Origin of the sequence: Streptomyces sp. NBC_00234 (genome assembly GCF_036195325.1) — a bacterium.
In the GTDB taxonomy this organism is placed as follows: domain Bacteria; phylum Actinomycetota; class Actinomycetes; order Streptomycetales; family Streptomycetaceae; genus Streptomyces.
The window spans coordinates 226,869-246,701 of sequence record NZ_CP108101.1 but is presented as its reverse complement, the minus strand read 5'-3'; the positions used below and the strand labels follow the sequence as shown (position 1 = coordinate 246,701).

The 19,833-nt window shown below is 70.7% G+C and carries 20 protein-coding genes; 10 read left to right on the top strand and 10 right to left on the bottom strand.

What is annotated here, in order from left to right:
* Positions 1 to 35: 35 nt before the first annotated feature.
* The 7 genes from OG230_RS01220 to OG230_RS01190 all read left to right on the top strand — a co-directional run bounded on the left by OG230_RS01220 (position 36) and on the right by OG230_RS01190 (position 6,859).
* Complete coding sequence (locus OG230_RS01220; RefSeq protein WP_328908244.1) at positions 36 to 878, top strand: SDR family oxidoreductase; 843 nt, start codon at positions 36 to 38, stop codon at positions 876 to 878.
* 50 nt (positions 879 to 928) lie between these two features.
* On the top strand, positions 929 to 1,342 hold the full coding sequence (locus tag OG230_RS01215) for a (R)-mandelonitrile lyase (protein ID WP_328908243.1): 414 nt from the start codon (positions 929 to 931) through the stop codon (positions 1,340 to 1,342).
* A gap of 271 nt (positions 1,343 to 1,613) precedes the next feature.
* Positions 1,614 to 3,602, top strand: coding sequence for a SpoIIE family protein phosphatase (locus OG230_RS01210; protein WP_328908242.1), 1,989 nt, complete (start codon positions 1,614 to 1,616; stop codon positions 3,600 to 3,602).
* Positions 3,603 to 3,747: 145 nt separating this feature from the next.
* Positions 3,748 to 4,326, top strand: a complete 579-nt coding sequence (locus tag OG230_RS01205) for a hypothetical protein (protein WP_328908241.1) — start codon at positions 3,748 to 3,750, stop codon at positions 4,324 to 4,326.
* A 212-nt stretch (positions 4,327 to 4,538) separates the two neighbouring features.
* On the top strand, positions 4,539 to 5,912 hold the full coding sequence (locus OG230_RS01200; RefSeq protein WP_328908240.1) for an MBL fold metallo-hydrolase: 1,374 nt from the start codon (positions 4,539 to 4,541) through the stop codon (positions 5,910 to 5,912).
* A 60-nt stretch (positions 5,913 to 5,972) separates the two neighbouring features.
* Positions 5,973 to 6,119 carry a hypothetical protein gene (locus tag OG230_RS01195; protein ID WP_328908239.1) on the top strand — a complete coding sequence of 49 codons (147 nt, stop codon included), beginning with the start codon at positions 5,973 to 5,975 and terminating at the stop codon, positions 6,117 to 6,119.
* Positions 6,116 to 6,859, top strand: coding sequence for a sulfite exporter TauE/SafE family protein (locus OG230_RS01190; protein ID WP_328908238.1), 744 nt, complete (start codon positions 6,116 to 6,118; stop codon positions 6,857 to 6,859). Before OG230_RS01195 ends, OG230_RS01190 begins: the two co-directional genes overlap by 4 nt.
* A gap of 63 nt (positions 6,860 to 6,922) precedes the next feature.
* Here the strand turns inward: OG230_RS01190 and OG230_RS01185 are convergent, their stop codons facing one another.
* Complete coding sequence (locus tag OG230_RS01185; RefSeq protein WP_328908237.1) at positions 6,923 to 7,201, bottom strand: metal-sensitive transcriptional regulator; 279 nt, start codon at positions 7,199 to 7,201, stop codon at positions 6,923 to 6,925.
* A 70-nt stretch (positions 7,202 to 7,271) separates the two neighbouring features.
* Here OG230_RS01185 and OG230_RS01180 point away from each other — a divergent pair, with 70 nt between their 5' ends.
* Entirely contained in the window at positions 7,272 to 7,850 is a 579-nt protein-coding gene (locus tag OG230_RS01180) for a rhodanese-like domain-containing protein (RefSeq protein ID WP_328908236.1), read from the top strand.
* Positions 7,851 to 7,983: 133 nt separating this feature from the next.
* Positions 7,984 to 9,174 (top strand): MFS transporter, encoded by a 1,191-nt coding sequence (locus OG230_RS01175; protein ID WP_328908235.1) that lies wholly within the window; start codon positions 7,984 to 7,986, stop codon positions 9,172 to 9,174.
* 84 nt (positions 9,175 to 9,258) lie between these two features.
* Here the strand turns inward: OG230_RS01175 and OG230_RS01170 are convergent, their stop codons facing one another.
* The 9 genes from OG230_RS01170 to OG230_RS01130 form a co-directional block, all read right to left on the bottom strand.
* Positions 9,259 to 12,099, bottom strand: coding sequence for a PDZ domain-containing protein (locus OG230_RS01170; protein WP_328908234.1), 2,841 nt, complete (start codon positions 12,097 to 12,099; stop codon positions 9,259 to 9,261).
* 143 nt (positions 12,100 to 12,242) lie between these two features.
* The gene (locus OG230_RS01165) at positions 12,243 to 12,686 is read right to left on the bottom strand and encodes an HIT family protein (RefSeq protein WP_328908233.1); all 444 of its coding nucleotides are present in this window, start codon (positions 12,684 to 12,686) and stop codon (positions 12,243 to 12,245) included.
* Between the two features lie 139 nt (positions 12,687 to 12,825).
* The gene (locus OG230_RS01160) at positions 12,826 to 13,572 is read right to left on the bottom strand and encodes an SDR family oxidoreductase (protein ID WP_328908232.1); all 747 of its coding nucleotides are present in this window, start codon (positions 13,570 to 13,572) and stop codon (positions 12,826 to 12,828) included.
* 177 nt (positions 13,573 to 13,749) lie between these two features.
* Entirely contained in the window at positions 13,750 to 14,169 is a 420-nt protein-coding gene (locus OG230_RS01155; protein WP_328908231.1) for a hypothetical protein, read from the bottom strand.
* A 69-nt stretch (positions 14,170 to 14,238) separates the two neighbouring features.
* A complete protein-coding gene (locus tag OG230_RS01150) occupies positions 14,239 to 14,655 on the bottom strand; it encodes an SRPBCC family protein (protein ID WP_328908230.1) in 417 nt (138 codons plus the stop codon).
* 46 nt (positions 14,656 to 14,701) lie between these two features.
* Positions 14,702 to 15,712 (bottom strand): aldo/keto reductase, encoded by a 1,011-nt coding sequence (locus OG230_RS01145; protein ID WP_328908229.1) that lies wholly within the window; start codon positions 15,710 to 15,712, stop codon positions 14,702 to 14,704.
* A gap of 115 nt (positions 15,713 to 15,827) precedes the next feature.
* Positions 15,828 to 16,652 carry an aldo/keto reductase gene (locus OG230_RS01140; protein ID WP_328908228.1) on the bottom strand — a complete coding sequence of 275 codons (825 nt, stop codon included), beginning with the start codon at positions 16,650 to 16,652 and terminating at the stop codon, positions 15,828 to 15,830.
* Between the two features lie 98 nt (positions 16,653 to 16,750).
* Entirely contained in the window at positions 16,751 to 17,941 is a 1,191-nt protein-coding gene (locus OG230_RS01135; protein WP_328908227.1) for an MFS transporter, read from the bottom strand.
* A gap of 446 nt (positions 17,942 to 18,387) precedes the next feature.
* Positions 18,388 to 18,846, bottom strand: coding sequence for a carboxymuconolactone decarboxylase family protein (locus tag OG230_RS01130; RefSeq protein WP_328908226.1), 459 nt, complete (start codon positions 18,844 to 18,846; stop codon positions 18,388 to 18,390).
* Positions 18,847 to 18,933: 87 nt separating this feature from the next.
* Here OG230_RS01130 and OG230_RS01125 point away from each other — a divergent pair, with 87 nt between their 5' ends.
* On the top strand, positions 18,934 to 19,809 hold the full coding sequence (locus OG230_RS01125; RefSeq protein WP_328908225.1) for a sigma-70 family RNA polymerase sigma factor: 876 nt from the start codon (positions 18,934 to 18,936) through the stop codon (positions 19,807 to 19,809).
* Positions 19,810 to 19,833: the final 24 nt, after the last annotated feature.

Sequence of the window (19,833 nt, the reverse complement as noted above, 5' to 3'; positions counted from 1 at the left end):
ACTGATCCACCCCCGTCGGAGGAGCTTCCGTTTCCATGAGCAAGGTCATCTTCGTCACCGGTGCGGGCCGCGGCCTGGGCACCGACATCGCACGCCGGGCCCTGGCCGCCGGCCACCAGGTCGTCGCCACCGGACGGCGCCCGGACAGCGTCCTTGAGGTGCTCGGCGGCGAGCAGGAGAACCTGCTCGTCACCGCACTCGACATCACCAGCCCGGACGCCGCGCAGGCTGCGGTCGACGCCGCCGTGGAGAGGTTCGGCCGCATCGACGTCCTGATCAACAACGCCGCCACCTTCCAGGCCGGCTACTTCGAGGAGATCTCGGACGCGCAGATGCGGGCCCAGATGGAGACGAACCTGTTCGGCCCGATGAACATCACCCGCGCCGTGCTGCCCGTCATGCGCAAGCAGCGGTCGGGCCACATCGTGACGCTCTCCTCGATCGCCGGTCTGGTCGGCCAGGAGTTCTGCGTCGCCTACGCCGCGGCGAAGTTCGGTGTCGAGGGCTGGATGGAATCCCTGCGCTTCGACGTGGAGCCCTACAACATCCGCACCACGGTGGTCGAGCCCGGATTCTTCCGTACCGAGCTGCTCGTGGACGCCTCCACCAGCTGGGCGGAACTGTCCATCGACGACTACGCGGAGCGGACCCGGACCACCAAGGCGATGTGGCAGTCGATGAACGGTCAGCAGGCCGGCGACCCGGCCAAGCTCGCCGACGCCCTGCTGAAGCTCGTCGACCTGGACGAGCCGCCGCTGCGCTTCGTGGCGGGCGACGACGCCATCCCCACTGCCGAGGCCAAGGCCAAGGAGCTCGCCGACCAGGCGAACGCCTCCCGCGCACTGGGCCTTGACCTCGCCCACGCCGACACCGCCTGATCCACCGCGGGCCCCGCGCACGGCCCCGCACCATCACACGAGGAGTACCTGTGGAGTTCGTCAAACCCCAGCCCACCGGCAAGGGCCCCGAGGACTGGTTCACCGGAGACGTCTGGTTCGACGTCATCCACGCCGGCCAGGAGCCGTCCCGCCTGCGCGCGAACACGGTGCGGTTCTCCCCGGGCGCCCACACCGCCTGGCACCACCACGCCGTCGGGCAGACCCTGCACGTCGTTGCCGGAGCCGCCCTGATCGGTACGCGCGACGGTACGGTCTTCGAGGCCCACCCGGGTGAGACGGTGACCTGCCCGCCCGGCGAGGAGCACTGGCACGGCGCCACCGAGGACCGGTTCATGCAGCACCTCGCCCTGTGGGAGGGCCCGGGGGACGGCCGTCCGGAGACCACCTGGCTGGAGAAGGTCACCGACGAGCAGTACCGCGCCCCCCGCACCCGGAGCCGCTGACCGGGCGGACCGCCCGCCCCGGGCCCCACGTGCGCGTCGGGCCCGGGGAACCCGCCCGGACCTCGGCGTCCCGTTGCCCCGCCCCGCCCTTCCCCTCCGCTCCGCCCAGCCCTGTCAGCGCGCTGCCGGGATTCTCGACGCCGGTGCCGAGATGATGGTGTTTTCGGAGGAATTCTCTTTCGAAGGGCGTGCTGATGTCTGTAGAGGTCCGGGTGGGTGCACCGCCGTGCCGGTGTCGCCCCGTGCGTCGTCGCACCGTGGTGGACGCCGGATGAGCGGCGTACCGGGGCTCGATCCGGCGGTCTTCGACGACACCGTCGCGGCGGTGGCGGTGGTCGTCGGCGAAGAGGGGTGCCTGCTCTACACCAATGCGGCGTTCACCAGGATGTTCGGCGCCCGGACGCTCGGCCTGCCGGCGCGGGAGGCGTTCCCGGATCCGGACAGCGGGCGGTTCCTGTCCGTGCTGGACGACGTCCGCGCCACGGGCCTGGCCCGCCAGGTCAACGGTGCCCGGGAGCCCGATGAGGGAATGCCCTGGCAAGTCCCCCACTTCGTCTACTCCTGCAGTCCCGTGATCACGGCAGAGGGCGAGGGGATTCTGGTGGTGGCGATGGACACCACCACCGAGACCCGCGCGCTCCAGCGGTACGAGGCCCTGGTCTCCGCCGTGTCGCAGATGGTGTGGGTAATCCATGCGGACGGTGCCATGGAGGAGATCGTCCCCGGCTGGGGGCAGTTGACGGGCGTCGAGTGGCACCCGCGCGCCGACAGCGGTTGGTACGACCACGTCCACCCCCGCGACCGCGAGAAGCTCGGCCGTGCCTGGAGCACCGCCGCGACCCAGGGCGCGGAGGGCGTGTTCGAGTGCGTCTTCCGGCTGCGGGCTGCCGACGCGTCGTACCGGCACGTGTCCGCGCGCGGCGTTCCGGTCCTTCGGGACGGGCGCGTCGTCGAGTGGATCGGCGCGACCGCCGACGTCGAGGACACCTGGCGTGCCCAGGTGCGTGAACGATTGCTCGCGAAGGTGGCCGTGGTCACCGGGGCGAGCCTGGACGAGGCGTTCGGCGAAGTGGTGAGGGTGGTCGTCCCCGAACTCGCCGACGCCTGCCTGGTCCTGCTGCTCTCCCACGACGAGTGGCCCCTGCCCGAGCACGCCCGGGTCACCGCACGCCGCGTCGCCTCCGTCACCCGCCCCGGACTCCCCGCCCCACCCGCGCTCCTCGGACAGACCGTGGAGATCACCCGGACGGTGCGTGAGGTCCTGGAAAAGCGCACACCCCGCACGTTCAGCATTCCGGCGGACGGCACGATCCCGCCCGACGTGGTCCCGGCCGTCACCGAGCGATGGCTCGTCGCATCGGGAGCCACGAGCGTGACGCTCGTTCCGCTCGTCGTCGACGGCGCCGTCCTCGGGTACGCCGCCACCAGCACGAACGGGGACAGCCCGGCTCCCGGGGCCACGGAGGCCGAGCTGCTGAGAGAGGTCCTCCACCATGCGCAGCAGCCCATCCGCAAGGTCCTCGACCTTCAGCAGGCCCGCCGTACCGCGCTCGGCCTCCAGCGTGCGCAGCTCACCCGGCCGCCCGCGGTGCCCGGCGCGAGTGTGGCCGCCTGCTATCAGCCGGCCAGTTCCGCCAACGAGATCGGCGGGGACTGGTACGACGTGTTCACCCTCCCCGACGGCACCCTGGTCCTCGACGTCGGTGACGTCGCCGGTCACGACCTCACCGCCGCCACCGCGATGACCCAGATGCGCAGCATGCTGCGCGCCCTGGCCTACAGCTGCGGATCCGACGCCGCACCCGCGCGCGTGCTCGCCCAGTTCGACGAGGTCGCCGAGGGCCTGGACGCCGCGCCCTTCGCGACGGCCGTCCATACGCACCTGCGCCGACGGGGGGACGGGCGGTGGCAGATGACCTGGTCCAACGCGGGGCACCCGCCGCCGCTGCTGATCCCGGCACACGGAGACCCCTTCTATCTTTCGGGGGCCGAGGAGGACCTGCCCCTCTGCGTCGACCCCGGTATCCCGCGCACCAGCCATCCCCGCGTACTGGAAGCCGGTGACACCCTCCTCCTCTATACCGACGGCCTCGTCGAATCGCCTGAAGTCACACTCGCCGAAGGCCAGTTGCGTCTCGCCGGGGAGGCCGCCCGGCTCCGGCACACCGCACTGCCGGACCTGCTGAACGGCCTTCTGAAGCTCTCCGACCACCGCGACGACACGGCGATGATCGCCTTCCGGGCCGACCCGCCCGAGTGACGGCGGTCGGGTCCGGGCAGGCTCCGCCACCGGATCCACGGTCCGCCTCGCCCGGGGCAGTGGACGCGTGACGCCAAAGGCCGGAGGCTTGGCCCGACACGCCGTGCACGCACCAGTCCAGAACTGGCAGGAGTCCGGGGGACGTATGAAGCCGAGTACGCAGCGGAGTACGGGCCGGATGGTGGCCGGAGCGACGCTGATGGCCGGCGTCCTGCTGCTGGCAGGGTGCGGTGGCGAGGGAACGGACGCCTCCGGACGCGCGCCCGGCGCCTCCCGTGACGCTGCCGGTCCGGGGGCCGACTCCGACGGCGCACCGGGCTCCACGCCGTCGGCCCCCGCGTCCTCGCCCGCCGCCTCCGTATCACCGGCGCCCGTCCCCGCGGACGAGCTGCTCGTTGCCGTGACCGTCAGCGGAGGCATGGACGGGAGGCACGAGACGATGCTCATCAACGGCGACGGGTCGTACACGACGCTGTCGCTCGGCAAGGAGTCCCAGGGGAAGGGGAGGATGCGGCCCGCCGAGCTGGCCTCGCTCCAGGCCGCCCTGGCCGACGCGGACTTCGCGAAGCTGCCCCGTATCAACCTCGGTGAGCAAGCCGTTCCCGACGGGCTGACCATCGCCGTCGTCCACCAGGGCCACGAAGTGGTGACGGACGGCTCGGCCCCGGTCCCGGCGCTGGACCGGGTCATCGCCGCACTGCCTCCGATGGACGCCGGGCGCTGACGGACGCGCCCGCATCCGGTCCCTTCCCCCCTCCCCGGGGCGCTCCGGAGCGCGTGACGCTCCCCGCGCCTCCTCTCCCCAGGCGCTCGGCGCCCGTGGTGGCGCCGTCGGGGCAAGGGCATGGCGCGCCCCGAGAAATACCCCCCTGGGTATCCCTGTTACGGTAGACGACAAATACCCCGGGGGGTAAACGTATCGCGAGGGAGAGTGCCGTGTTCTTTGTCGACAGCCTGGAGACCGAGGGTCTGGGCAACCGCAGCTACCTGGCCGGGGGAGCCCGTGCCGCAGTGGTCGTGGACCCGCCCCGGGATATCGACCGGGTGATCTCCGCGGCGGCGGAGCGCGGTGTGCGGATCGTCGCGGTAGCCGAGACACACGTCCACAACGACTACGTGACCGGTGGCCTGGAACTGGCACGGCTGACGGGAGCGCGCTACCTGGTGCCCGCCGGGGCCTCGGTCGCGTACGAACGGGTGGCGGTGGCCGACGGCGACACCGAGCCCGTCGAGGACGGCCTCGCGCTGCTGGCGGTCGCGACGCCCGGGCACACGCCGCACCACACCTCCTACGTTCTCCAGGAGAGCGGGCGGGCGGTCGCCGCGTTCACCGGTGGTTCGCTGCTGATCGGCAGCGTGGGGCGCCCCGACCTGGTGGAGCCCCGGCTCACCGAGCAGCTGGCGCGCGCGCAGCACGCCTCCGCGCACCGCCTGGCCGCCGAGCTGGACGACGCGGTGGCCGTCATGCCGACGCATGGCTTCGGCAGCTTCTGTTCCTCCTCGCAGGCCGGCGGCGAGCACAGCACCATCGGCGCGGAGAAGGCGTCGAACCCCGCGCTGGTCCAGGACGTGGAGACGTTCGTGGCCGACCTGCTGGCCGGGCTCGACGATGTGCCCGCGTACTACGCGCACATGGGTCCGGCCAATGCCGCAGGCCCCGCGCCGCTGGACTTGACCGCGCCGCGCCAGGCCGAAGCCGACGAGATCGCGCGCCGTCTGGCCGCCGGTGAGTGGGTCGTCGACCTGCGCAATCGCGTCGCGTTCGCCGAAGGCCATGTCGCCGGGGCCTTCAACTTCGAAGTCGAGGGTCAGCTGGCGACGTACCTGGCCTGGATGATCCCGTGGGGCAAGCCCGTCACGCTCCTGGCGCAGAGTGCCGAGGACCTCGCGCGGGCCCAGCGGGAGCTGGCCCGGGTGGGCATCGACCGCCCGGCCGCCGCCGCTGTCGGGGGACCGTCGGAGTGGGCCGCCGAGGGGGAGACGCTCGCCTCCTTCCCGCGTGCGTCATTCGCCGACCTCGCTGCCGCGCCGGCGCGGGGTGAGCGGCCGGTGGTGCTGGACGTGCGCCGTGACGGAGAGCGGGCGGGCGGCTGGATCGAGGGCAGTGTCCACATTCCCGTTCACCAGGTCCACCAGCGCCTCGACGAGGTGCCCGCGGGCACGGTCTGGGTGCATTGCGCCGGTGGGATGCGCGCGGCCATCGCCGCCTCGGTGCTGGATGCGGCCGGACGTGACGTCGTCGCCGTCGACGACGGATTCGATTCCGCCGCAAGCGCGGGCCTGACGCTCCTCGTCCCCGACCGGCGCTGATCGCACCGACCTCGCGGCCGGGCCGGTGCCCGGTGCGCGGGAGCACCTAAGGAACGCACGATGATCTTCCTCCGACGCGGGGGCGACCGCATCGCCGCCGGTCACACCCCGCTCGCCCACCACACGGCAGCGCCGTCCGGCCTCGCCCGGCGCGCGGGCGGCGCCACCGTCCCGGACGTCTGTCGTGCCCACGGCGGCGCCATATGACCGCTCTGCTGCTGGCGCTGGTCGCCGGTGCCCTGGTCGGCCTGGCGCTCGGATCGCTGGGTGCGGGCGGCAGCATGCTCACTGTCCCCGCCCTGATCTACCTGCTCGGCTTCAGCCCGGCCGAGGCGACGACGGCCGGCCTCGTCATCGTCGTCGTCACGTCGCTGGCCGCCCTCGTGACCCATGCGCGCGCGGGTGCGGTGAACTGGCGGGCGGGCCTGCTGTTCGCGGCTGCGGGAGTCCTTCCGGCAGCCGCGGCGGGACTGCTTTCCGTGCACATTCCCGCCACGGTGCTCACGCTCGCCTTCGCCGCCCTGGCCGTGCTGGCCGCGGCGCGCATGCTGAGCCGTACGACGCCGACAGGCGGCGGAACCGTCTCGGCGGGGCGGGCCGCGGGAGCGGGCGCCGGACTCGGGGCGGTCACCGGATTCCTCGGAGTCGGCGGCGGCTTCCTCGCCGTACCGGCCCTGGTCGGTGTCCTCGCCGTGCCGATGAGCGCGGCCGTCGGGACGAGCCTGCTGGTCGTCGTCGCCAACGCGCTCGTGGCCCTCGCCGCCCGGGCGGCCACCGATGTCACCCTGGACTGGGCTCTGATCATGCCCTTCATCGCGACGGCCGTCCTGGGGGCCTGGGACGGCAAGCGCCTGGCCGCGAAGTTCACGCCGCGCACACTCCAGCGCGTCTTCGGCGGCCTGCTGCTCGCCGTCGGCGTGACCATGGGTGTCGGTGCGCTGCTGTGAAGAACCGTGGGGGTGCCGTCGGCGCCGGGTCCGGACCCCGACGGCATCCCCACGGGTTCGGGATCAGGCGAGGGAGAGGAAGAGCTTCTCCAGCCGGGCCCGCATCTGTACGGAGTCCCGCACCTCCGGGTCCTCGCTGGTCATGCACTGCTGCAGCCCGGTCGCGATGATCGAGAACCCGGCCCGGTCCAGCGCCCGGGAGACGGCGGCCAACTGCGTGACGACGTCCTCGCAGTCGCGCCCCTCCTCGATCATCCGGATCACACCGGCGAGCTGCCCTTGGGCGCGCCGCAGGCGGTTCAGCGCCGACCTGAGGTCGTCAGCCGTCATATCGAGTTCCACACAACCTCCTCCATATACCCCTCTGGGTATCGTACGTGGAGGGCAACCCCGCTCAGAGAGGCAATGTTCCGTGACCACCCCCACCCCCACCACCGTCACCTCCTCCCAGGCATCGGCCCGCTTCGCCGAGTTCACCGTCATCGACGTCCGCACCCCCGGGGAGTACGCCGGCGGACACCTTCCCGGCGCCCACAACGTCCCCCTGGACCGGCTGGACGAAGCCTCCCGTGCGCTGAAGGACGCAGGCGCCCGCACTCCCTTGCTGGTGGTCTGCGCCTCCGGGGCCCGCTCCGCCCGGGGATGCGCCCAGCTCGCGCGCCTGGGCATCGAGGCGGCGACCCTGGCCGGTGGCACCAGCGGCTGGGCGGCGGCGGGACACCCCGTGGAGCGGCCCGCCGGCTCCCGCTCCACCTGGCCCATGGACCGGCAGGTCCGCCTTGCCGCCGGCTCCCTGGTCCTCGTCGGTTTCCTGGCCGGTGCGGTCTGGCCGCCGGCGTACTGGGTCTCCGGGGCCGTCGGCGCCGGACTGGTGTTCTCCGGCGTGACCAACACCTGCGGGATGGCCGCCCTCCTGGCCAAGCTCCCCCACAACCGGCCTCCCAGGAACAGCACCTCCTTCCAGGAGACGCTGGCGCGCCTGGCCGGCTGATCCGGGGCGCCTTCGCGGCTTCCCGCCCCCTCCGGCGATCCGCTCTCCGACGTCGCCGCCGCACCTCCCCGGCCCGGCGGCGTGTCGGGCACGCCGCGTCGGTACGGGGCGGCTCGCGGGTTACCGTCGCGGCATGGACGGTGATCGCCGAGGGTGGCGCCAGTGTTTGCTCGCCGGGGCCGTGTTCGCCGTGTGTATGGCGGGGACCACGCTGCCGACCCCGCTCTACGGCCTCTATCAGGAGAAGTTCGGGTTCTCCGAACTCATGGTGACCGTCGTGTACGCCGTGTACGCCTTCGGGGTGATCGGCGTGCTGCTGCTGTCGGGCAATGCCTCGGACGTCCTGGGCCGGCGGCCGGTGCTGCTGTCGGGCCTGGGGTTCGCGGCGGCGAGCGCCGTCTGTTTCCTGTGCGCCACCGGGCTGGAGTGGCTGTACGCGGGGCGGCTGCTCTCGGGGCTGTCCGCCGGGCTGTTCACCGGGGCGGCCACGGTGTACGTCCTGGAGCTGGCACCGCAGGGCGGACGATCCCGGGCCACCTTCGTGGCGACCGCCGCGAACATGGGCGGCCTGGGCTGCGGCCCCTTGCTCGCCGGAGTGCTGTCGCAGTACGCGGCCTGGCCGCTGTACCTGCCGTTCCTCGTGCACCTCGCGCTGGTGGCGGGCTCGGTCGCCGTTCTGCTGTGGCTGCCGGAGACCGTACGCGAGCGGCGGCCGCTGAGCAGCGTACGGCCGCAGCGGCCCGGTCTGCCCTCCCAGGTGCGGGCGGTGTTCGGACCTGCCGCGATCGCCTCGTTCGTGGGGTTCGCGCTGTTCGGCGTGTTCACGTCTGTCAGCCCCGCGTTCATGGAGCAGTCCCTGGACGTCGACAACCGTGCCGTCACCGGACTGGTCGTCGCGCTCGCCTTCTTCGCCTCGACCGCCGGGCAGTTGGCGGTCGGCCGGGTCGGCATGGCGCGCTCCCTGCCGCTCGGCTGCGCCGGTCTCCTCGCCGGGCTCGCGCTGCTCGCGGGCGCCCTGACATGGGACCTGCTCGTACTGGTGGTGCTGAGCGCGCTCGTCGGCGGCTGCGGCCAGGGACTGGCCTTCCGGGGCGCCCTGTCCGCGGTGGCCGGGGCATCTCCCGCGGACCGCCGTGCCGCGGTCGTCTCCACGCTGTTCGTGGTCGCGTACGCGGGCATCTCGGTGCCGGTGATCGGGGTAGGGGTCCTTTCGGAGCCGATCGGGCTGGAGGGCGCCGGGCTGGTGTTCATCGCGTGCATGGCAGTCCTGGTCACGACCGCCGGTGTCTACCTGCTCGGGCGGCCGGTCCGGGCGAGGACGTGAGCCCTCGTACGCACACGGCGGCGCTGCCGACACGATCGGCCGGGCAGGCCCCCGGCTCCGGCCGGGAGCCTGCCCGACCGCCGGTCAGCGCGTCCTGAAGCTGTCCACGATGAAGTACGAACCGGTCTTCATGACGCCCTTGAGCGTGTGCACACCAGGGCTGAGGCCCGACGTGCTGAACACGGTCTTCTGATGGACACGGGTGTCGTTGTGGTTGTCGATCGTGGCCACGAGTGCGCCGTCCAGATAGAGGTCCACCTCGCCCTCGTCGGTGTTGACCTGGGTGATGACGTCGATCGCCGTGCCGTTGAAGGCCAGCTCGAAGGAGTCGCCCGGTGTCTGAGTGGCGTGGACGTCGTCGAGGTAGCCGCCCCCGCCGCCCCGGGAAGCGTTCTTCCAGTCCCAGCCGGAGCCGGCGTAGACCACACCGGACGTGTTGTTGAGCTGCTCGCCGTCGTCGGGACGGCGCAGGGTGAGCTGCGTGGCGGCCTGGTTGCGCCAGATCTTCAGGGTCACCTGGCCACCGGGCGCCGTACTGTTCCAGGCGGTCCAGAAGCTGTTGCGATCCGTGACGGGCCGGCCGTCGATTTCCCGGACGACGTCATTGCCCCGCAGTCCCTGCCGGTAGGCGTCGGAGGTGTCGGGCGCACTCTGCACGTAGAGCCCGTCGGTGTCGGTGAGGCCGGTGGACGACTTGATCTCGTCCGAGTAGATCCGGGTGATCCGCGCCCCCAACAGCGGCTCGGACAGCGCGTCCATGGTGTCCTGGGTGGCGGGCAGACGCCACTCCAGCGGAGGCGGAGTCGGGGAGCCCGCCCTGCCGAAGCCGGTCATCGGAATGTTGGTGAAGCCCAGGGCCAGGGCGGGGGAGTCGGGGGCGACGGTGTAGTCGAGCTTGGCCCGGTCGGTGAAGGGGCTGGTTCCGGTGAACTTCGGGTCGGCGACCACCGAGTGGGTGTCCAGCCCCTTCGCTCGCCAGGTGGCGTCGATGTCGGGGACGGCCTTGCCGTCGTTCCAGAAGAGGTTGTTGTCGATGCGGGGCCTGCTGCGCGCCATGTCGACCTGGATCAGGTCGTAGGGGTCGCCGGTGATGAAGAGGTTCTTCTCCACCACGTCACCGCTGTCGGCGTACCAGACGTGGAAGTGCCCGCCGCCGTTGACGAAGATGTTGTTGCGGACGGTGCGGTGGAAGCCTTCGCGGAGCTTGACACCGCCGTTGAGCAGGAGGTTGTTCTCGACCAGGAAGTTCGACGAGCCGTCGTCGAGATCGATGTCCCAGTGCTCGGAGTGCCGGATCCGGTTGTGCCGGATGACGGTGGTGTCCGCGTCGAGCTTGGCGTACGACTTCTTCGTGGCGTCGTCCGCGGCCAGCGGCCAGAAGCGGTCGCGTCCCCAGGCGTTGACCGGCCCGTGGTCGGACGTCTCCTTGACGCAGTTGAAGATGTCGTTGTTCTCGATGACGTGGCCGCCCCACGTACCGTCGTTGATGTCGACGCAGGCGCGCGGGCCGTCGTGGATGGTGTTGCCGTCCACGGTGACCCGACGGCTCATCGAGATCTGGACGCCCGAGGTCTGCTTCTCGAACTGCCCGTTGTCGTGCATGTAGTTGTCACGGACGGCGATGTCGCGCGGGTAGTTCTCCGACTGCGGACCCGGTGTGGTGTCCGTGATGCTGGTACGCATCGCGTCCCAGGTCGAGGGTTCGCGTACCGCGTCCCTGCTGCCGATGACGGCCACATCGGTCGCACCGGAACGGCTGAACTCGTTCCCGGACACGGTGGTACGACTGTTGTAGCCGTCGACGAAGACGCCGTTGCCGCCCAGTTGGTCGAAGAGTGAGCCGCTGACCGTCACGTCCTCGGTGTTCTTGAGGTGGACGGCGCCGGCGCGGGCGATGGCCCAGTCGCCGAGCTGGAGTTTCTCGTAGGGCTGGTCGAAGAGCGTGCGGTGGGTGCGCGTGTAGGTCAGGCCGTCGAACGTGAGGTGGTGAACCGGCGTGGCCGCATCCTTGCCTTCGACGCGGATCAGTTCGTCCTGCTCCGCCGTCTCCACCTTCGCCGTCGTGAGGTCGGCGCCCTGGGGCGGGAGGACGTAGAGCTTGCCCGCCGGCTTGTCGTAGAACCACTCGCCGGGCGCGTCCAGTTCCTCGAAGACGTTCTCGACCATGCGGTACGTGGCGTGCAGACCGCTTCCCCGGTTGTTGTCGCCCACCCATCGGAGGGTGGGGCTGCCGTCGGCGTCCACGCCGGTCACCTTGAAGGAGTTGCCGCCCCACATGCCGTTGTGGAGGCCGCGGACGAGGGCGGTCGTCGGGTTCTTCCAGCGGGCCACCCGCTGAGGGGACAGCGCGTCGGCCGCGTACCCACCGAGAATGGCGGTCTTCGGGTCGACGTCGGGATAGCGGGCCAGCGTCTGGCGTACGCCGTCGAGGAAGAGCCCGTCGAAGTCGAGCCCGCTCCCGATGTCGGCGACCTGTATCCCGTCCGCGTACGGCACCCAGTTCGGTGCGAGCGACCGGCCGCCGCTGAGGACGGGCCGCTCGCCAGGAGCGGCGCTGTAGCGGACGGGCGCGTCGGCGGTGCCGGAGTCCGCGGAGGTGAACGTCAGCGGGGCCGGGAGGTGGTAGACGCCCCCGTGCACGACGACCTGGACGGGACGCGTTCCGAGCTTCGCGACGTCCCGGGCGGCCTTCTGAGCGTGTTCCAGCGTACGGAAGGGGCGGGCCGCGGTGCCACGGCCCGCGTCCCTGCCTGACGGATCGACATGAATGGTCGCACTCCCGGTCGCGGCCGACGCCGCGGGCGGGACCGCGACGAGAGCGAGGCCCGCCCCGAGCGCGCAGGCGGTCACGAAGGTGACGGCCCGTACGGTCGGCCGGGGAGCGGTGGCATGTGTTCTGTGGTGCGGCTCTGACGTCCCGTTCACTAGCACTCCTGAAGTAATCCGATGTATGCATGGACTTCAAGCGAAAAGCAGAGGAGGTCTGCTGGGAAGTTATGGATACATCGGATGACTGTCAATGAGTACGGCCGAGTTGGGGTGGGTTCCCAGAAGCCGGGCAGTCGACGTCAGGACTGAGAGGTGTCCAAGACGGCGAGACCGCTACGGAGAGCGGCCGACGTCTCGTCGAGCTGCTTCCTTTCCTGCACGCGCCAGTCGGCACTGATGCGGAAGGGGTCACCGGTGAAGCGGGGGAAGACATGCAGGTGCACGTGGAAGACCTCCTGGAAGGCCGCTTCGCCGTCCGCGAGCAGCAGGTTGACGCCCTCGCACCGCAGACCCGACCGGCGCAGGGCCCGCCCCAGACGGTGCGCCACCTTCCAGACGTGGACACCGACGTCCTCCGGAAGATCCTCGAGCCCCACCGCGTGCGTCTTGGGAACGACCAGCACGTGGCCCGGATTGACGGGCTGGAGATCCATGAAGGCGATCACCGAATCGTCCTCGTGGACGATGCTGGCGTCCGCCCGACCGTGCACCACCGAACAGAAGATGCATCCGTCGCCTGCCACGGGCCGCCCCCTCACATGTTCACCTACCACGGAGCGATCACCACATCAGAAGTGTCGTGCGGGCGCGAGGGAATTTCACACCGCTTCCGCTGCTCGGCCCGCAGCTCGCCCCGCTGCTCGGTCGAGGCGCCCGGAGCACCTACTGATCGCCGTGGTGGGCAAGCCATTCCTCGAAGGTCTGGCGGCCCCGCGGCCCCGGCCCGGTCGGCAGCAGACCGTCGCCCTTCATGGCCGCACCCGTGGCGCCGGGGAGAGTGACCGGCACCAGCAGGCGGCGCTCGTGCCGGGCCCGCAGCACGCGGCGCGCCATGTCGACGAACTGCTCGACCTGCGGTCCGGCGAGGTCGGCGGCCCTGCCCTGCGCCGGGGCCACGACGAGCTGCGCGAGGTGCTGGGCGACCTCGCGGGCCGCGATCGGCTGCGTCCGCATGCGGGGCACGACGGCGAACGGTTTCGGCACCCGGTCGAGCGTCTGCTCCGCGAGCTCGTGGAACTGCGTGGCACGCAAGACGGTCCACGGGGTCGGACCGTTCGTCACCACGTCCTCCTGGACCAGTTTCCCCCGGTAGTAGCCGAAGTCGACCCGGTCGATTCCGACGATGGACAACGCGACGTGGTGGCGGACCCCGGCCCGCGCTCCGGATCCCAGGAGATTACGGCCGGCGGTCCGGAAGAACGCGCACGCCTTCTTGCCGCTCGTGGTCGCCCTGTTGCTCACGTCGACGACCGCCACCACGTCCTGCATCGCCGCGTCGAGCCCGGCACCCGAGACCAGGTCCACGCCTCGTGAACGTGCCAGCACCACGGGCTCGTGACCGGCCGCGGCCAGTTCCTCGACCACGTACCGTCCGACCACCCCGGTTCCGCCTGCTACTGCGATCCGCATGCCGGACCTCTCCTCTGCGCTCATTCCGGTGTGGACAGGAAGACGGGCCGCCGGACGGGCGGATTGCCCGCAACCTAACGCAGAGGTGATGGATACCCGTGCCGTGAATGGCATGAGGAGGCAGGGCTCACCGTGTTGGCAGATGCCCTGGCGTGAATCCTCGGACGGCGTTGCCTTTCAAGGGCGCACGGCCGCGGCGGCGATGCCGGACTTCCGGAGGGTGCGGGCCAGGTGTTCCATTTCGGGGAGCGTTCCTGAGTGGTCACCGTCCAGCACCCGGTGCAACACGGTCTTGGCGCTCATCAGGTCAATGCCGAGCTCGGCCCGCAGCACCCGCATGACGACGACGTTCTTCGTCGGCGGACTGCTCACCTGGAGCCGTGCGGGCCCGTACTCGGCGAGGATCTGATCCCTCCGTTCGACCGGCAGGTCACCACCGCACGCGGCCAGCGCACTTCCGCAGGCGGAACAGGCTGACTCGACGTCCCATCGCAACTCGCCGTACACCAGGGCGTGAGTTCCCCAGCACTCCAGCTCCGCACCGCAGTCCTGGCACACGGCGGAGTACCTGACGGATTCGATGACCGGCTGCTCCATCCCCACCCCCTCGACCGGGACGAGGGTAGACGACGAGGCCGAGCCCCGTGGGCCGGACCTGCCGGCCGGTCAGGTCGTGAGCGTGGCCTCGAGCGCGGTGAGCCCGTCGGTGTAGATCGCGTGGAAGAGGGAGATCGCCTCCTCGCCGCCGACACCGACAGGAGTGAACGTTCCGGACCACTCCACCCGCGCCCCTGTTCCGCCCGGCAGTTCGTGCACCGCGAGTGTGGAGCGGTAGTCCGCGACGGGGAAGGGCGCCCGGAGGATGGAGTAGGTGTACGTGCGGGCGGTGTTGTCGAAGGATTCGAGGCGTTCGACGATGACGCCGCCCTCCTGGTTGGTGAGGCTGCGGACCCGGCCACCCTCGCTGAGCCGGCTGGACGGGATGTACGGGAGCCAGTCGGGCAACGAGTCGAATCCGCCGATCAGTTGCCAGACCTGGTCCGCCGACCGGGGGAGTCGGATGGACGCGACGGTGGAAGCCATGGGTGTCTCCTGGGGTGGGCCGAGGTGGATGCGGGGCGGGTGCGGGTCAGGCGGTCGGGACGGGGGCGTCGGGAGCGATCAGCCGCTCCTCGCGCAGCGCCGCCCAGAACTCCGCGGGTACCGACTCGGTGAGCGCGGCGGTGTCCTCGGCGATGCGGCTCGGCCTGGTGGCGCCGGGAATCGCCGCCACGGTGGCGGGATGAGCCAGGGAGAACTGCAGAGCGGCTGCCTTGATCCCCACGCCGTGCGTCCGGGCGAGCGCCTTGATGCGCTCCACCTTGGCGACGATGTCCGCAGGGGCCTTCTGGTACTCGAAGTGCTGTCCGCCGGCGAGGATGCCCGAGCTGTACGGTCCGCCGACGACGATGTCGACGTTCTGGGCGGCGGCGGCCGGCAGCAGCCGCTGCAGGGCGCGGTCGTGGTCGAGGAGGGTGTAGCGGCCGGCGAGCAGGAACGCGTCCGGCTTCGGCTCGTCGAGGTCCAGGGTCAGCTCCAGGGGCTCGACCCGGTTGACGCCCAGCCCCCATGCCTTGATGACGCCTTCCTCCCGCAGTCCCTCCAGGACGCGGAAGGCGCCGGTCCGGGCGCTCTCGTACATGGCCAGCCACGCGTCGCCGTAGAAGTCCTGTGCCACGTCGTGAACCCACACGATGTCCAGCCGGTCCGTGTTGAGCCGCTTGAGGCTGTCCTCGATGGAACGCAGGGTGGCGTCCGCCGTGTAGTCGTTCACCATCCGGTTCGGGCGGCCGTGCTCGAAGAGGCCGCCCTTCTCGCCCAGTTGCCGGGCAGCCGGGTCCTCCACCTCGTCCAGGACGACGCGGCCGACCTTGGTGCTCAGGACGTAGCTGTCGCGGTGGTGCTGCGACAGGACGGTGCCGAGCCGGATCTCGGACAGGCCCGCACCGTAGAACGGTGCCGTGTCGAAGTAACGGATTCCGTGGTTCCAAGCGGCCTCGACCGTGGCCGTGGCCTCGTCGTCGGGGATGGCGCGGAACATGTTGCCCAGCGGGGCCGTGCCGAATCCGAGGGGGGAGGGGAGCAGGTGTCCAAGGCTCATGAGGGTGTCCTGACGTTCGAAGGGTGGGGGGGGGAAGGGGGGAAGGAGGTACGCGGCGGCCTTCTCGCCGCCCTTCCCGGCGGGCCCGGGGCGGGCCCGCCGGGAACAGCCGAGGTCAGTTGAGCGTGTCGGGATCGGGGCCGGTGCGCAGGCCGCTGTCGAGCGAGGTGATGGCCTCGATGTCGGCATCCGTCAGCGCGAAGCCGAAGACGTCGAGGTTCTGGCGGATGCGCTGCGGGGTCACGGACTTGGGGATGACCACGTTCCCGATCTGCAGGTGCCAGCGCAGGACGACCTGCGCGGGTGTGACGCCGTGACGGGCGGCGACGGACGTGATCACCTCGTCCTTGAGCAGTGCGCCCTGGGCGAGCGGGCTCCATGCCTCGGTGACGACGCCGTGCAGGGCGTGGAAGTCGCGCAGCTCCTTCTGCTGCAGCCCCGGGTGCAGCTCGACCTGGTTGACGGCCGGCACGGTTCCGGTGTGGTCCAGGAGGCGCTGGAGGTGGTCGGGCTGGAAGTTGGAGACGCCTATCGCTCGGGTGCGCCCGTCGGCCACCAGCTTTTCGAGGGCGCGCCAGGTGTCGGTGTACAGGTCGCGGGCCGGGGTGGGCCAGTGGATCAGGTAGAGGTCGACGTGGTCGAGACCGAGCTTGTCCAGGGAGGCGTCGAACGCGGTGAGGGTGCTGTCGTAGCCCTGGTCGGCGTTCCACAGCTTGGTGGTCACGAACAGCTCGTCCCGGCTGATGCCGGAGTCGGCGATCGCGCGGCCGACGCCGCGCTCGTTGCCGTAGATCGCGGCGGTGTCGATGCTGCGGTAGCCGGCCGCGAGGGCTGTGCTCACGGCGGCGGTGGTCTCCTCGTCGGGGACCTGGAAGACGCCGAATCCCAGCTGCGGCATGTCGACGCCGTTGTTGAGGGTGATGTGGGGGATGGAGGTCATGCTGTGTCTCCTTGCGGGGGTGATGCGGGTGAAATCCGGTGATGCGAGGAAGGGAAGACCCGGGGGGCGTGGAGGGGCGATGCCGAGGGAAATGCCCCTCAGAGGACGGCGACGGGCTGCCGGGGCGCCGTAGTCTCGTGCGCCGCCCCTCGCTTCTCCAGGGCGCTGGACAGGACGGCGAGGGCAAGGGCGGAGGCGGCCAGGAGTGCGCCGACCCAGTTGGGGGACGTGTAGCCGAGCCCGCCGCTGATGACCATGCCGCCGAGCCAGGCGGCCAGCGCGTTGCCGGCGTTGAAGGCTCCGATGTTGACGGCCGAAGCCAGGGTGGGGGCACCGTGGGCATGGTCCAGGACGCGCTTCTGCAGCGGCGGTACGGTGGCGAAGCCCAGGGCGCCGATCAGGAACACCGACACCGCGGCGGCTGTCTTGTCGTGGGCGCCGACCGTGAACAGGGCCAGCACGAGGGCCAGTCCGCCCAGCGCCGTGTAGAGCATCGGCATGAGCTTGCGGTCGGCGAACTTCCCGCCGATCAGGTTCCCGGCGACCATGCCCAGGCCGAACAGCACCAGCAGCCAGGTCACCGAAGAGTCCGCGTAGCCGGTGACGTGCGTCATCATCGGGGCGATGTAGGTGATGGCGGCGAACACTCCGCCGAAGCCGAGAACGGTCATCGCCATGGCGAGCAGGACCTGCACGTTCTTGAACGCGCTCAGCTCATGGCGCAGCCGTACGCCCTCGGGCTTGGGCAGGTCGGGTACCAGCTTGGCGATCCCGGCCAGGCCGACGAGTCCCAGAGCCGCCACGAAGAGGAACGTGACACGCCAGCCGGCGCTCTGCCCGACGTAGGTTCCCAGCGGGACCCCGACGACGTTGGCGACGGTCAGCCCGGTGAACATCGTCGCAATGGCGCCGGCCTTCTTCTCCGGGGCCACCAGCTCCGCCGCGACGACGGAACCGATACCGAAGAAGGCTCCGTGAGCGAGCGATGAGACCACCCGGCCGGCCAGCATGACGCCGAACGTCGGAGCGACGGCGGACAGCACGTTGCCGACGACGAACAGGCCCATCAGCAGCATCAGCATCCGCTTACGGGTGATCTTGGTGCCGAGGACGGTCATGAGGGGGGCGCCGAACATGACGCCGAGGGCGTAGCCCGTGACGAGGTATCCGGCGGTGGGGACCGAGACGCCGAAATCGCCGGCGACCTCGGGCAGCAGTCCCATGATCACGAACTCGGTGGTCCCGATCCCGAAGGCCCCGATGGCAAGGGCCAGGAGTGCTAGGGGCATGACGTCGTTCCTTTAGGTGCGGGAGCTCTTTACAAGCGTCGACAATAGTTGCGAACGCTGGCTATTGCAAACACGGTATATGTTCATGCGCATGTAAAGGGGTCCACTCCGGCACTGCGGGGAGGCAGGGGAGGCATGAAGGCAGAGCTGAGCCGCCAGACGAACACCTCGGTGCTCGGCAGGCGCCGGGAGAACCGCCCGCAGGAGGCCGCGCAGCTCCGCAACCCGGACCTGACCGCGCGGGCCGCCGTGCCCGGGCCGCGCACCCCCGAGGGCGGACCGGCGGCGGCCCCGGGTGAGGAGCTGGGGCTCCGATCAGCTACGAACAGCAGCTGGCCGCCGGCACCCTCGCCCCATAACGACAGAGACAGATGTCCGGCAAGGCGCCGATCTCCCGACGAGCTCAGTCACCACTGCGCGGTCAGTGGGTGACAGCCACGCTGAGTTCAGCCCCAGGTCTGGCCGGCCGGTTCCTTGATGGTGCGGTTGATCCGGTTGAAGAAGTTGGTCAGCGCGATCTCCAGGTTGATCGCGCCGATCTGCTCCTCGGTGAAATGGGCGTTGACTTCTTCCCAGACCTCGTCGGTGACTCCCTCCGCACCGTCCTGCAGCCGGGTGGCGGACTCGGCCAGCGCCAGAGCCGCGCGCTCCGCATCGGTGTAGAACGGCGCCTCACGCCACGCCGCTACGTTGTGCAGCCGCTCGTCGGTGTCACCGGCCTTCCTCCCCCCGGCGACACCGGCGTAGACGCACGCCGAACAGCTGTTGATCTGGCTGGCGCGCAGGTGGACCAGCGCGAGCAGCTTCGGGTCGACACCACCGGCGGCGATCGCCTTCTTCAGGTGCCCGACCGCCTTCCACACGTCGGGGTTGTCGGTGTTCTTGTTCTTCAGTCGGTTCTGCATGGCAGGGTGCTCTCCTTGGTCGGGGTTACGTTGCGGGGCCGGTGCCCGTCACCCCTATGACGGAGCAGCTTCCAGGGAGGTAACACCATGTCCGGCACCCATCCCGCCGATCCGATCGCCGAGGCATTCGAGGCGCACCGCGACCGGCTCACAGCCGTTGCCTACCGCGTGCTCGGCTCGCATGCCGACGCGGACGACGCGGTCCAGGAGGCGTGGCTGCGTCTGTCCCGCCAGGACGCCGACGCCATCGACAATCTCGGTGGCTGGCTGACCACGGTGGTCGGCCGCATCAGCCTCGATCTCCTACGTTCGGGCCGCACGCGCCCGACAGTCCCCCTCGACGACCAGCTGCCCGAACTCACCGTGACGCTCGACGATGGCCCGGCTCCGGAAGAGCTTGTGGTACTGGGCGACTCGGTGGGCCTGGCGCTGTTGACGGTCCTGGACTCGCTGCGCCCCGACGAGCGCCTGGCCTTCGTGCTGCACGACGTGTTCGCCGTGCCCCACGGGGAGATCGGCACCATCCTCGGCAGGTCCACCGACGCGACCAAGATGCTCACCAGCCGCGCCCGCAGAAAGGTGCGGGCCGCGCGCCAGTCGGCAAGCGACCGACAGCAGCAACGCGAGCTGGTCGGGGCGTTCTTGGCCGCGGCCGGCGAGGGTCGGTTCGAGCGGCTGCTGGAAGTTCTCCACCCCGAGGTGGAGTTCACCGTCCACACCCCCGGCGGACGGTTCGTCACGATCGGGGCCACCGAGGTCGCCAGCCGCGCCCGGGTGGCCGGCGGCGCGGCACACGGACAAGCGGCGACCGTCAACGGGCGCCCCGGCGTCATCGCCTGGAACGAGGACGGCACCCCGCTGTCCCTGCTCGCCTTCACCGTCGCCGGCGGCCGCATCACCATGATCACGGCCGTGGTCGACCCGGCCGAACTCGCGCTCATGGACCTGCCGGACCCGGTGTGACTGTCTGCCATTCCCAGCCGGAAG